The following is a 12,548-nucleotide window of genomic DNA, read 5'->3' as shown; positions in this document are numbered from 1 at the left end:
GAGAGCCGGGAGTTTGGAAGCCGGGAGCTTGAGAGCCGGGAGCTTGGGAGTTTGGGAGCTAGGAAGCAGATGAGGGAACTCCCTGAGCCTGTCGTCGAGGGACATGCCGTCGGAGAACATGACGTCAAGGGATGGGTGGCCGGGTTCGGGGTGGCGGTGCCGAGGGGTGTGACGGCGCCGGATCCGGAGTCCGTCGAGGCCGCCGGCGCGGGGCTGGGCCCGCCGCTGGTGCTGAAGGCGTACGGGCCCGCACTGGTGCACAAGAGCGATTCCGGAGCCGTACGGCTGGGACTGCCCTCGGCGGCCGAGGCCGGGCAGGCGGCGGCGGAGATGCTGGCCGCGCTGACGGCCCAGGGCATCGTGCCGGACGGCTTCCTGGTCGAGGAGCAGTGCGACGCCGGGGTGGAGGTCATCGTGGGGGCGGTGCAGGACCCGGCGTTCGGCCCGGTCCTGCTGGCCGGCCTGGGCGGGGTGTGGACCGAGGTGCTGCACGACACGGCGCTGCGGCTGTGCCCCGTCACCGAGGCCGACGCCCGGGACATGCTCGGCGAGCTGCGCGGGGCGGCGCTGCTCGGCCCGTTCCGCGGGCGCCCCGCCGTCGACCGCGACGCCCTGGTCAAGGTGCTGCTCGCCGTCGGCGGCCCGGGCGGTATCGCGGAGGCGCTGAGCGGCACCGGCGCCGAGTTCGAGCTGAACCCGGTCATCTGCGGGTCCGCCGGCGCGGTCGCCGTCGACGCCCGCCTCCTCGGCTCCGGCCTCCCGGAAGGCGCCACCACCGAGCCCCCCGGCCGCGACGGCCGGCGGGACGACCCCCAGGACCGCCATCAGGACGACAAGCGGGACGGCACCCGGGACGGCACCGGGAGAGGCGGTGACTTCGACCGGCTGTTCGCACCGCGCGGGATCGTCGTGGTGGGGGCGTCGGCCAGGAAGCCGAACTTCGGGAACATGTTCCTCGGCTTCTACCGGGCGGCGGGCTTCACCGGCCGGCTGCTCGCGGTCCACCCGTCCGCGGCCGAGATCGACGGCGTACCGTGCATCGCCTCGCTGGCCGACGCGCCGGAGGACATCGACTACGCGCTGGTCGCGGTGCCCGCCGCGCAGTGCCCCGACGTCGTACGGCTCGCGGGTGCGAACGGCCGGCCCATCCCGTTCGTCCAGGTGATGAGCGGCGGCTTCCGCGAGATGGGCGAGCCCGATCTGGAGGAGCGGCTGCTGGAGGCCGCCCGGCAGGCCGGCACCCGGCTGCTCGGGCCCAACTGCATGGGCGTCTACTCACCCGCGGGCGGGCAGACGTTCATCGGCGGCGAGCCGGGGCGTCCCGGCCACGTGGCGGTCGTCTCGCAGAGCGGTGGCATGGCCGGCGAGGTCATCAAGGTCGGGGAACGCCGGGGCCTGCGGTTCTCCAAGGTCGCCACGGTCGGCAACAGCGCCGACGTCACCCCCACCGAGCTGCTGACCTACCTGGCCGCCGATCCCGGCACCACCGCCATCGGCCTCTACCTGGAGGATCCGCGGGACGGCCGGGGGCTCTTCCACGCTCTCAAGGACGTGGACCTGCCGGTCGCGGCGCTGGTCGGCGGGCGGAGCGGCCAGGGGCAGCGGGCCGCCGCCTCGCACACCGGCGGGATGGTCAGCGACACCCGGGTCTGGGCGGCGCTGGCCCGGCAGACCGGGATCACTCTCGTCACCAGCCAGGACGACCTCCTCGGTGTGCTGGACTTCTTCGATCTGCACGCCCGCCGGAAGGCGCCCGGCTCCCCCGAGGTGCTCGTCATCGGGCCGAGCGGTGGTGCCAGCGTGCTGGCCGCAGACGTCTTCGACGCCGCCGGCCTGGACCTGGCCGCGTTGCCGGGCGACGCCGGCGAGGCGCTGCGCGGGCTCGGTCTCGGCGCGGGCACCTCGCTCGCCAACCCGCTGGAGATCCCGGTCGGGCCGCGCGGCAGACCCGATCTCGTGCGGGACGCCGTCACCGCGATCCTGGCGTCCGGTGAGCCGGGGCGGGTGACGTTCCCGGACGTGGTCGCGCACGTCAACGTGCAGAGCTTCTTCACGTTCGGTACCAGCGCGGACCCGCTGATCGCCTACACCCACGCGGTCGCCGGGATGCAGGCCGCGCTGCCCGACACCCGGGTCACGCTGGTGACCCGTAACGCCGAATGCGCCCCGCCCGGGGTGGAGGACGCGGTACGGGCCGTCGCGCGTGACGGCGGGATTCCGGTGTACCGCAGTATGGAGGCCGCGGCCGTCGCCGTCGCCGCAGGCAAGACGTTCAGCAGAAGGGTCGGACATGGGACAGCTTGACGGCAAGGTGGCACTGATCACCGGTGGGGCACGCGGCATGGGCAAGGCCCACGTGAAGCGTTTCGCCGCCGAGGGCGCGAAGGTGGTGTTCGGTGACGTGCTGGAGGAGGACGGCGTCAAGCTGGCCGCCGAGCTGGGGGACGACGTCCGGTTCCTGCGGATGGACGTGACCCGGCCGGAGGACTGGACGGCCGCGGTGGAGCTGGCGGTGAGCGCGTTCGGCGCGCTGAACGCGCTGGTCAACAATGCCGGCATCATCAAGCACAAGAACATCGAGGACATGGGCCTGGAGGAGTTCCGCCGGATCCTGGAGGTCAACCTGGTCGGCCAGTGGCTGGGCCTGAAGTCGGTGATCGAGCCGATGAAGGCCGCGGGCGGTGGCTCGATCATCAACGTGTCGTCCACCGAGGGGTTCGTCGGGGCCGCCGGCATGACGGCCTACGCGGCCAGCAAGTTCGGGGTGCGCGGCATGACCAAGTCCGCGGCCCGCGAGCTCGGCGCGTACAACATCCGGGTGAACACCATCCACCCCGGCGCGATCCTGACCGCGATGTCGCTGGACCCGGACGTCGTCGCGGCGACCGCCGACAGCGCCGACGCCTTCATGAAACAGCTGCCGCTCAACCGCATGGGCAAGGCCCGGGAGGTCACCGGAGCCGTGGTGTTCCTGGCCTCCGACGACTCGAGCTACTGCACCGGCACCGAGCTGCTGGTGGACGGAGGCATGCTGACCGGCGCCGGTTACTGACCCGGCCCGCGCCCGCCCCTTCCGCCAGGCCGTCCTCCGCTCGCGCCCCGCCGCCGACCGGGCCGGCGCGGGCTACACCGCCGTCGGGCGGCGTTCGGTCCACCCTTCGGCCTGTTCGAGCTGGGCGGCCAGCGAGATGAGGGTCGCCTCGTCGCTGTCGTGCCCCAGCAGCTGGGCGCCGATGGGGAGGCCGGCGGCGCTGAGCCCGGCGGGCACGCTGAGCGCCGGCCAGCCCAGTACGTTCCACGGCCAGGCGAAGGGGCAGGCGGCGGCGGACGCCGACTGGGTCCTGCTGTAGTTCAGCCCGTCGAAGGCCCCGATCCGCATCGGCAGCCGGGCGGTCGTCGGTGTCAGCACGACGTCGGCGACCTGGAAGATGCGGCCGGCCCTCCGGCGCAGCCCGGGATCCATCCGCCTGGCCAGCGGCAGCAGCCGCCTGCCGACGAGCCGTCCGATCTTCGCTTCGGTCAGCGTACGGATCTCGGGGTCGGCGCCGGGGATGGAGTCGAGCCAGTCCGCCACCCCGGCCGTGCCGCGCGGCACCAGGCCGAGCGCGACCAGCCCGTAGTCGGGGTCGGCGGGGAACACCTTGTGCCCCAGCCCGGTCAGTGTCCGGGCGAGCCGCTCCACGGCCAGCCGGATCTCCGGGTCGATCCGGGCCGACACCCCCAGGGCGGTGCGGAAGGAGACCGCGACGCGCAGCCTCCCGGGGTCGCGGCCGGCCGCGTCCGCGAACGGCGTACGCGGCGGATCGAGCTGGTAGGCGTCCTGTGGGTGACTTCCCGACAGCACGTCCAGCAGCAGCGCCGCGTCACCGACGCTGCGCGCCAGCGGTCCCCATACGGTGATGCCATTGAAGGGGTCGCGGTTGGGGAAGCCGGAGACCCGGCCGCGCTGCGGCTTGATCCCGACCAGCCCGGTCCAGGCCGCCGGGATGCGGATGGAACCGGCACCGTCGGAACCGACGGCGGCGGCCACCATCCCCGCGGCGACGGCCGCCGCCGATCCGCCGGACGAGCCGCCCGGCGTGTGACCGAGGCTCCACGGGTTACGCGCCTTGCCGAAGCCGGGCGACTCGCTGAACGGCCAGAGCCCGATCTCGCAGGTGGTGGTCTTCCCGATGACGATCGCCCCGGCGGCCCTGAGCTTGCGGACCTGCTCGGCGTCCTCGGTCACCGGCACGTGGTCCCCGCGCACGGCGAAGGGAGTGGTCTCCCCCTGGAGGTTCGTGTCGTCCTTGATGGCGACCGGGACGCCCAGCAGCGGCCACCGGGGCCGGTCGCCGTCCCCCTGTGCGCCCTCGGCGACCCGCTCGTCGGCCACCGCGGCCTCGGCCAGCGCCGCCTCGTGCCGTACGACCCGGAACGCGCCGACCTTGCCGTCGACCTCGTCGATCCGCCGGAGCGAGGCCTCGACGAGCTCCCGCGAGGAGACCTCCCCCTCGGCCACCAGCCTGGCCTGGGCCGCCAGCCCCGTGTACACCAGATCGCTCATCCGCGCTCCCGTTCGTCGCCGCCGTGATCGTGCGCCCGGTACCGCCCGTACGATCACGGAAGGGCTGGTCGTTCGTTCGAACGAACGATAACTTCGGAGACCGGTGAAGGGAAGAGCCCGCCGACTGCGAGAGACTGAACGCGATGAATGCCACAGTGCGCGATGCCGCGATCCCGGAGGCGGCCCGTGAGCGGATCCTGCGGGCCACCATGCGCCTCATCGGTGAGAGCGGCGTGTGCGCGGTGACCAACCGGGCCGTCGCCAAGGCGGCCGGGGTGTCACTGGGCTCGCTGACCTACCACTTTCCCAGCCAGGCCGACCTGCTGCGGGAGAGCCTGAACCGCTTCGTGGATCTGGAGATCGAGCGGATCACGGCGCGGCTGGAGCTCATGCGGGCGGCCGGGATCGACGCCGAGCAGGCGGCGGAGGAGGTGGAGAAGGCGATCGTCGCCTTCTCCTACGGCCCGGAGGAGATCGCCAATCTCGACCTGCACCTGCAGGCCGCCCGCGATCCCGAACTGCGGGCGGCCGCGATGCGCTCGATCGAGGCCTACGACCGGCTGGCCACGGCGATCCTCACGGCCCTGGGCATCCCCGACGCCCAGCGGCACGCACCCACCGTGGTGGCCCTGTTCTACGGCCTGGCGATCCGGCGCCTGTCCACGGGCGACACCACCGCCACCGGCACCGCCGACGCCCTGCGCCTGTTCCTGCATGGCGCCCTTCCCCGCTGACCCGGGACACGCCCGTACCACCGGTCGTCGCGCCCCCGTCCGCCCGCGCCTTCCGGCCCAGACCCCAGGTGGCTCAGACCCGGGGTGGTCCGGGCCGGGGGCCTCGGGGGTCGGCGGGGTCGGTGCCGTTGAGCGCCGCGAGACGGATCTGCTCGTCGCGGAGCTCACGCTGCCTGCGCCACGCGTTCAGGTCGAGGTTCGGGTCGTCCTTCCACAGGAGCGTGACCTCCTGCGTACCCGGGACGATCTCCACGGCCACCTCGATGCCGGGCTGTGGCGCGGCCTGGTAGATGCGCACGTTGAGCAACTGCACGCGAAACGGGGCGCCGCCGTCGCCGGGCCTGACGTCGAGCACGAAGTCGTAGCGGAATTTTCCCGACTGATACCACTTACCGCTGGCGACCGTGGCCGCCAGAACGGTGGCGCGGCCGGGAAGGGGTGTGCTCATGGTGTGCCTCCAAGGCGACCCGCGCGGCCTACGCCGACACGTGGCCCGGTCACCCTAGCCTCCGGCCCGCTCCCGGGGTACGGGCATCGGTGCCGGCCGATCAGCCGGCCAGGGCCCGGGAGAAGGCGAGCGGCTGCTGGACCACGCTGCTGCAGGTGGCGTCCGCGAACGCCTTGGCACCTCCCGGGCAGGCCTTGTCGCGGGTCGCGGACCACATCGAGGTCCAGGCCAGGCCCTTGGCCGCCGCGAACGCGGCCACCTTGCGGGCGTCGGCCACGGTGAAGATCTCGTTGCTGGTGTCGTTGACACCGATCATCGGGGTGACGGCGACCCGGTGCCAGGCCTGGGCGTCGCCCAGCTTGAACACGCCCTTGATCTGGCTGTGCGTGGCGGTCGCCGCGTCGATGGCGAAGTCGCCCATCCGGCCCGCCGGGTCCGGCGCGGCCCAGTCTCCGTAGTCCATCGCCATGATGTTGACCGCGTCGACGTCGACACCGTTGTCCCTGGCGTCGGCGAGCAGGTCGACGCCGTCCTGGGTGAGCCCCTGCGGCAGCACCGGCAGGGTGAAGGAGACCTTCAGGCCGGGGTTCGCCTTCTGCAGCGCCGCGACGGCCCTGGCCCGCCGGTCGTTGGCCGCGGTGTCGGGCAGCGCCGCGCCCTCGACGTCGAAGTCCACCATGGTGAGCCCGAAAGCACCGACGACCTTCTGGTACGCCGCGGTCAGCGCGCCCACCGTCGAGCAGGCCCCGGCCAGCTCGGTGCCGTTGGCCCCGCCGAACGACACCCGGACGTCCCCGCCCGCCCTGCGCAGCGCCCCGATCTGCCGGGCGACGGCGTTGGCGCCGAGTTCCTCGACACCGCCCCACGTGGGCGTGCAACCGCCACCGGACACGACGAAGGCCAGGTTGAACTGCTCGACCCCCGTCGCCGCGGCGGTGCCCGTCAGGTCGAAGGCCGGGAAGAGGCCGGTGTCCACGTAGGGCGCGAACCGGGCGGTGCCGGCCGCCGGAGTGACCGCCGGGGCCGGGCTCCGCGTGGGGACCGGCCTGGGCGCGGGTGCGCGGGTGGGCGTACGCGTGGGCGTGGGGGCGGCGGTCCCGGGCGTGCCGGTCGGGCGGCCACTTGCGGTCGGGGCCGGTGCCGGACCGGCGGCACAGGACGAGCCGTTGATCGTGCATCCGGCGGGGTCACCGGAGCCCCGTGACTTCTCCACCACGAACCCGACCACGGCCGATCCGCCGCCGTCGAGGTCGCCGTTCCAGCCGGCGTTCCGGACCGTCACATGGGCGCCGGACGCGGTGAAGACCCCGTCCCACATGCTGGTGATCCGGGCGCCGGCCGGGAGGTCGAAGGCGAGGTGCCAGCCGTGCACCGTCCGCGTGCCGGTGTTGGTCAGCGTGTACTGGGCGGTGTGGCCACTCCCCCAGTCGCTGACCTTCGCGTACGTCACTCTGATCGACTCAGCGCTCGCCTGCCCGGGGACCACCGCCCAGGCGGCGACGGTCAGGCCGAACGAGGCGACCAGGCCCGCGGCGAGGAAGTAGCCGCGGCCAGGGACACGCCGTCTGCGGGAACGCTGCGGGCTCGTGCCCATGGTCCACCTCCGTGATCTCTTCGACCGGCCGCGTTCACGCTAGATCTGCCGAGACGGCCGAAGAAGGTGGTTAAGGTGCCCTTAAGTCGCCCGTGAATACCCACTAAGGTGCTTACAGTTCATTCCGCTACATCCTGACAAGCAGCCTCATTCGTACTCCCCCGCATCGCGCACCACCAGAACACCGGCACGACGCGCCGCTCGTCCGGGCGCATCGCGATGCGGGACGCCTTCACCGCTGGGAGGAACCGTGGAGAAACGCACAGACCGGACCATCGCGATCTGCGCTGTCGCGGCGGTCACCGTCATCCCCACGGTCCTGCTGGTGATGGTCAAGACCGGCGGGCCGCACATCCCGTTCACCAGCGGGCCGGGCCCGGCGGCCGCCGTCGCCGCCGAGCGGACCCCGGGCGCCGGCGCGTCCCCCACCGTCTCGCCCTCCGCATCGCGGGGTACGGGCGCGCGGCCCTCCGTCCTCGGTGGCGCGACCCCGCGGAACCAGCCGACCGGGAAGGCCGCCTCGCCGGCCACGAGTTACCGGGCCGCCGACGACGGCGCGGTCATCACCGCGGTGAAGAAGGCCGGGGCCCGCGCGTTCGACCTGACCGTCCGCTCGCCGGCGCTGGGCTCGTCACAGCGGGTCCGTGTCCTGGTCCCCGCGTCCTGGCGCACCGCCTCCACCAGGACCTGGCCGGTGGTGTACGCCTTCCACGGCGGCCGGGACGGTTACGCCTCGTGGACCCGCAGTTCGGACATCGCCGCGGTCGCGGCCGGGTACGACACGATGGTCGTCATGCCCGAGGGCTCCAACGGCTCCTACACCGACTGGTACAACTACGGCAGGGGCGGGACTCCCAAGTGGGAGACCTTCCACACCCTCGAGGTCCGGCAACTGGTGGAGCGCAACTTCCACGCCGGTGGCTCCCGGGCCGCCATCGGGCTGTCCTCCGGCGCCCAGGGCGCCATCACCTACGCGGCCCGCCACCCCGGGATGTTCGCCTACGCGGCCTCCTACAGCGGAGTGCTGTCGATGCTCCAGGCCGGCATCCCCTCGCTGCTGATGTACACCAACTCCAGCAACGGGAGCGACCCGTACGCGATCTGGGGCGACCCCGTCGTCGACGAGGCCAACTGGAAGGCCCACGACCCGGCCAGCCTGCTGCCCAAGCTGCGGGGGGTCAAGGTCTACGTCTCCTCCGGCAACGGGCAGCCCGGCCCGTTCGACGCTCCGGACAAGGCCGCCTGGGACATCGGCTACCTCAGCGAGACGCAGGTCTACCGGACCACCCAGGACTTCGTGGCCAAGGCCCAGGAGCTCGGCATCCCGGTGACCGCCGACTTCTACGGCAACGGCTCCCATTCGTGGCCGTACTGGAAGCGCGAGCTGCACGCCAACTGGCCGGCCATCATGTCCACCATCGGTGCGGCCAAGACCTGACCCCGCGGTCCTGAGCAACGTGTCCTGATCCCGGGTCCTGACCTGCACGACCCGGCCTGCACGGAGGACTCCGGGAGGACGGCGTCAGGCCGGGCCGTTCCGCCGGTGCCCGCGGCGCCGGCGGCGCCGCCCGCCACCGGTGTGCAGCCAGAGCTGGATCTGGGCGCCGCCCAGCGCGGCGGACCGGTCGATCCGCAGGTTGCCGCCGGTGGACTCGGCCGCCCGGCGGGCGATGTCGAGGCCCAGCCCGGTGGAGTCCCGGCCACTGCTGCCGCGGGCCAGCGCGGCCGGTGAGTCGGTGATGCCCGGCCCCGCGTCGGCGACGAGGATCCCGGTCACCCCCTCACCGGGGTGCAGCGTCACGGCGAACTCCGTGCCCTCGGGGGTGTGCCGGAACACGTTGCCGAGGAGCGCGTCGACACAGGCGGCCAGCTCCGCGGCGGGCAGCGGGACCGGCACCGGGCGGCCGGCTCCGATCAGTTCCCAGGACCGCCCCTCGTCCTCGGCGAGCACGGACCAGAAGGCCAGCCGGCCGCGCAGCACCTCGGCCGCGTCGCAGCTGCCGTGCCCGCCGGGGCTGCGCACCGTGCGGATGATGAAGTCGACCTCGCGTTCGAGCTGGTCGACCGCCTGCCGGGTCTGGTCGGCCAGCTCCCCCGGGCCCAGTGCCCCGGTGTTGAGCCGCAGCGCCGCCAGCGGGGTCCGCAGCCGGTGCGACAGATCGGCGGCCATCTCCCGCTCGGCCGCGAGCAACTGGGCGACCCGGTCCGCCATGGCGTTGAACGCCCGGCCGGCCTCCTGGAGTTCGGCCGGACCCTGCGGGTCCACCCGTACGCTCAGGTCGCCCTCGCCGAGGGCACCTGCGGCACCGGCCAGCCGGCGGGCCGAGCGGACGGCACCGCCCGCCAGCCGGTCGGCCACCGCCACGGAGCCGGCCACCAGGGCGACCGCCACACAGGTCATCACCGCCCAGGCCGCCCACACCCCCTGGGAGAGGTCCGCCCGGGGCAGGAAGACCTCGACCACCGCGATGCGGCCGCGGTCCAGCGCGAACGGCTGCAGCAGCGCGAACCCACCGGGGACGTGCGCCGCGAAGGACCGGCCCGTCCGGGCCGCGGCGTCCAGATCCGCCCGGCCGGCCCGGCCCCGGCCGATCGCCGGCCCCTCGGGGAGATGCACCGCCATCCGCCCGGCGGCGCCGGCCTGCGTGCTGGCCACCGCCCGCTCCAGCGCGGCGCGGTCGGTGGTGACGGCCAGCGCCGGGCCGAGCGCACCGGCCTGCCGCTCCGCGTCGGACAGCGCCCTGTCCCGGGCGATCTCCCGGACGGTCAGCCCGAGCGGGATGAGGAACGCCAGCGCCACCATCGAGGTGACCGCCAGCGAGACCAGCACCAGGACGCGTCTCACGGCGGCGAGAGCCTCACCCCGACGCCGCGCACCGTGTGCAGGTAACGCGGTGCGGACGCGGTCTCGCCGAGCTTGCGGCGCAGCCACGACAGGTGCACGTCGATGGTCTGGTCGTCGCCGTAGGACTGGCGCCAGACCTCGGTCAGCAGCTCGCGCCGGGGCACCACCCGGCCCGGCCGGGCCGCGAGATAGCCGAGCAGATCGAACTCCCTGCGGGTGAGCTCCAGCGCGGCCCCGTCCAGGGTGGCCTCCCGCCGGTCCAGGTCCACGCTCAGCCCGCCGACCAGCAGCAGCATCGCGGGCCGGGCGTCGCCCAGAGGGGCGGTACGGCGCAGCACCGCCGCCAGCCGGGCGCTCAGATGCTCCCCGGAGAACGGCTTGACCAGATAGTCGTCGGCACCGGCGTTCAGCAGCCGTACGATCTCGGTCTCGTCGTCCCGGGCGGTGGCGACGATCACGGGGACGGCGGAGACGCCGCGCAGCATCTTGAGCGCCTCGGCCCCGTCCAGGTCCGGCAGCCCCAGATCCAGGATGACCAGGTCCGGGGGTGTCCGCGCCACCTCGCGCAGCGTGTCCAGCGCCGTGCCGACGCTCCGCACGACGTGGCCACGGGCCGTCAGCTCCCGGATGAGCGCCGCCCGCACCATCGGGTCGTCCTCGACCACGAGCACACTCGCCATGGCGGAACCGTACGGCATCTGTCCGGCGATGGTGCAGTATGTGCTGATGCGCCGAGCCGTGCTGTATCTCGCCCTGTGGGCGGGGGCCACCGCTCTGGCCGTCACACTGTCCTGGCTCGGCGTCCGTGACGTGCTGCGCGGCGCGGTGTTCGACCGGCCGGGCGCGATCCCCGCGGGTGGGCCGGTCATCCACGCCAGCCCGGCACCGCCCGCGACCGGCGGCACTCCGGCGGCCACCGCCCGGCCGTCCCGTCCGGCACGCCGGCCGGCTCCCGTCCCCGGCCGGCCCTCCGCCACGCACGCGAGCCCGTCCGCGTCGAGCCGGGCCGCCGATGTGCGCAGCTTCGCGTCCCGGGGCGGCCGGGCCGCGTTCACCCTGACCCCGGCGGCGGCGCACCTGGTCTCGGCCACCCCGGCCCAGGGGTACGGCACGAAGGTCACCCCCGGCACCGGATGGCTGCGGGTGGACTTCACCGCGGGCGACCGGACGTCGTCGATCATCGCGTCCTGGTACCAGCACGCCCCGACCGTGCAGGTCTACGAGTACTGATCGCGCACGGATGCGGCCCCCGGGGAGTACCACCACCTGACCGCGCCCAGCCCGCTCGCCTCGACCTGTCAGGATCCGGCGCACGGGGTGCTCAGGGCGCCTGGCGGCCCTTCTTCCCGGCGCGGGCACGGATCAGGGTACGTACGGTCAGCAACGCCACGATGACGACGACCTGGCCTCCGAGGATGACGCGGTTGACGTCCACCGTCGGTTGCCAGCGCACCTTGCCGTCCTTGACGACCAACGCTCCTATGGGCACCGCGCCGATCCCGAAGCCGCCCCCGGACCCCTGGCCGGGCTGGTCACCGTCCTTCTTGCCGGTACCCGCCCCGCCGCCTCCGGAGATCTTGGCGACCGGGATGACGGTGACGCCGTCCTGAGTGACCGGCTCACCGAAGACCCGTGTCACCGTCGCGTTGTCCTGCGCGTGCCCGACCAGTTCGATGATGTCCACGGCTCTGTCCTCCCACCTACGGCGTACCAACTGCTCTCCATGCTCATCGCAGGTGGTGGCCGCGTGTAGGGGCAAAGGTCATGACGTCATCTGGCGGGGTCGAAGAACGACGACACGACCGTCGCCTGCGGCGGACCGGCCGTCTTCGCGGGCACCGGTGCCTGGCCGGTGTCGCGGCGGGCCTGGGCGAGCTCGCGCTGCAGCTGGCGCTTCTGCCGCTCCAGCGTGGTGATGGACTCCTCGGCCTCCTCGCGCAGGTAGCGGAGCTCCCGGCGGAGCCGCAGCGCGCGTGCCATGGCGAAGTAGACGATCACCAGGCCGGCGACGAGGACGACGGTCACGCCGGCCCCGAAGAGGAGGACCTGTCCCTGGGTCGTGACCTGGGGAACGGTCCGGCCGAAGACGGTCAGCGTCGCGGGAGCCGTGTTCTCGACGGCCACGTCGACGCCGATCACCATGGCCACCACGACCACGACGAGTCCCAGGAAAACAACCACGAGATCTCCTCTCCGAGCACTGCGGACGCGGGAACGCGGACGCGGGAAACGCGGACACGGGGAATGCGGCCGCCGTCACATCCTCACCCGGCGCCCGCCCATGACCGCACTTCCCCTTACAAGCGCCGCGGCCCGCGCCGATGTCACTGCGGCCGTCGCCGCCGACGGCCGAGCGCCCGGTCGCCTCCGGCCGGCTCGGG

12 protein-coding genes are annotated in these 12,548 nt (G+C 73.4%); 5 read left to right on the top strand and 7 right to left on the bottom strand.

Annotated elements, in window-relative coordinates; translation table 11 throughout:
- The first annotated feature begins 69 nt into the window (after positions 1 to 69).
- Together ACRYCC_RS41885 and ACRYCC_RS41880 are read left to right on the top strand one after the other, a co-directional pair.
- Positions 70 to 2,304, top strand: a complete 2,235-nt coding sequence (locus tag ACRYCC_RS41885) for an acetate--CoA ligase family protein (RefSeq protein WP_433819706.1) — start codon at positions 70 to 72, stop codon at positions 2,302 to 2,304.
- Positions 2,291 to 3,052: a glucose 1-dehydrogenase gene (locus ACRYCC_RS41880; RefSeq protein WP_433819705.1), complete on the top strand. Its 762-nt coding sequence runs from the start codon at positions 2,291 to 2,293 to the stop codon at positions 3,050 to 3,052. The genes ACRYCC_RS41885 and ACRYCC_RS41880 overlap by 14 nt, the downstream gene beginning before the upstream one ends.
- A 72-nt stretch (positions 3,053 to 3,124) precedes the next feature.
- Here ACRYCC_RS41880 and ACRYCC_RS41875 read toward each other — a convergent pair whose 3' ends face one another.
- Entirely contained in the window at positions 3,125 to 4,546 is a 1,422-nt protein-coding gene (locus ACRYCC_RS41875) for an amidase (RefSeq protein WP_433819704.1), read from the bottom strand.
- Between the two features lie 143 nt (positions 4,547 to 4,689).
- On the opposite strand from ACRYCC_RS41875, the gene ACRYCC_RS41870 reads away from it, so the two are divergent.
- The gene (locus tag ACRYCC_RS41870; protein ID WP_433819703.1) at positions 4,690 to 5,280 is read left to right on the top strand and encodes a TetR/AcrR family transcriptional regulator; all 591 of its coding nucleotides are present in this window, start codon (positions 4,690 to 4,692) and stop codon (positions 5,278 to 5,280) included.
- 73 nt (positions 5,281 to 5,353) lie between these two features.
- Here ACRYCC_RS41870 and ACRYCC_RS41865 read toward each other — a convergent pair whose 3' ends face one another.
- Positions 5,354 to 5,728, bottom strand: coding sequence for a hypothetical protein (locus ACRYCC_RS41865; RefSeq protein WP_433819701.1), 375 nt, complete (start codon positions 5,726 to 5,728; stop codon positions 5,354 to 5,356).
- A 100-nt stretch (positions 5,729 to 5,828) separates the two neighbouring features.
- The gene (locus ACRYCC_RS41860) at positions 5,829 to 7,322 is read right to left on the bottom strand and encodes a cellulose binding domain-containing protein (RefSeq protein WP_433819700.1); all 1,494 of its coding nucleotides are present in this window, start codon (positions 7,320 to 7,322) and stop codon (positions 5,829 to 5,831) included.
- Positions 7,323 to 7,572: 250 nt separating this feature from the next.
- Here ACRYCC_RS41860 and ACRYCC_RS41855 point away from each other — a divergent pair, with 250 nt between their 5' ends.
- Positions 7,573 to 8,760, top strand: coding sequence for an alpha/beta hydrolase (locus ACRYCC_RS41855; RefSeq protein WP_433819699.1), 1,188 nt, complete (start codon positions 7,573 to 7,575; stop codon positions 8,758 to 8,760).
- An 84-nt stretch (positions 8,761 to 8,844) separates the two neighbouring features.
- Here ACRYCC_RS41855 and ACRYCC_RS41850 read toward each other — a convergent pair whose 3' ends face one another.
- Together ACRYCC_RS41850 and ACRYCC_RS41845 are read right to left on the bottom strand one after the other, a co-directional pair.
- On the bottom strand, positions 8,845 to 10,167 hold the full coding sequence (locus ACRYCC_RS41850; RefSeq protein WP_433819697.1) for a sensor histidine kinase: 1,323 nt from the start codon (positions 10,165 to 10,167) through the stop codon (positions 8,845 to 8,847).
- Positions 10,164 to 10,847 (bottom strand): response regulator transcription factor, encoded by a 684-nt coding sequence (locus tag ACRYCC_RS41845; protein WP_433819696.1) that lies wholly within the window; start codon positions 10,845 to 10,847, stop codon positions 10,164 to 10,166. Before ACRYCC_RS41845 ends, ACRYCC_RS41850 begins: the two co-directional genes overlap by 4 nt.
- Between ACRYCC_RS41845 and ACRYCC_RS41840 the strand changes: the two genes are divergently transcribed.
- A complete protein-coding gene (locus tag ACRYCC_RS41840; protein WP_433819695.1) occupies positions 10,846 to 11,397 on the top strand; it encodes a hypothetical protein in 552 nt (183 codons plus the stop codon). The genes ACRYCC_RS41845 and ACRYCC_RS41840 overlap by 2 nt on opposite strands.
- A 91-nt stretch (positions 11,398 to 11,488) precedes the next feature.
- Here ACRYCC_RS41840 and ACRYCC_RS41835 read toward each other — a convergent pair whose 3' ends face one another.
- Positions 11,489 to 11,851 (bottom strand): spore germination protein GerW family protein, encoded by a 363-nt coding sequence (locus tag ACRYCC_RS41835; protein ID WP_433819694.1) that lies wholly within the window; start codon positions 11,849 to 11,851, stop codon positions 11,489 to 11,491.
- A gap of 86 nt (positions 11,852 to 11,937) precedes the next feature.
- On the bottom strand, positions 11,938 to 12,348 hold the full coding sequence (locus tag ACRYCC_RS41830) for a hypothetical protein (protein WP_433819692.1): 411 nt from the start codon (positions 12,346 to 12,348) through the stop codon (positions 11,938 to 11,940).
- Positions 12,349 to 12,548 lie beyond the last annotated feature (200 nt).

The sequence above is a fragment of the Actinomadura scrupuli genome, assembly GCF_050971785.1.
GTDB classification, from domain to species: domain Bacteria; phylum Actinomycetota; class Actinomycetes; order Streptosporangiales; family Streptosporangiaceae; genus Actinomadura_E; species Actinomadura_E scrupuli.
The sequence above is the reverse complement of the archived record's forward strand: the minus strand, read 5'-3'. Positions and strand labels throughout refer to the sequence as shown.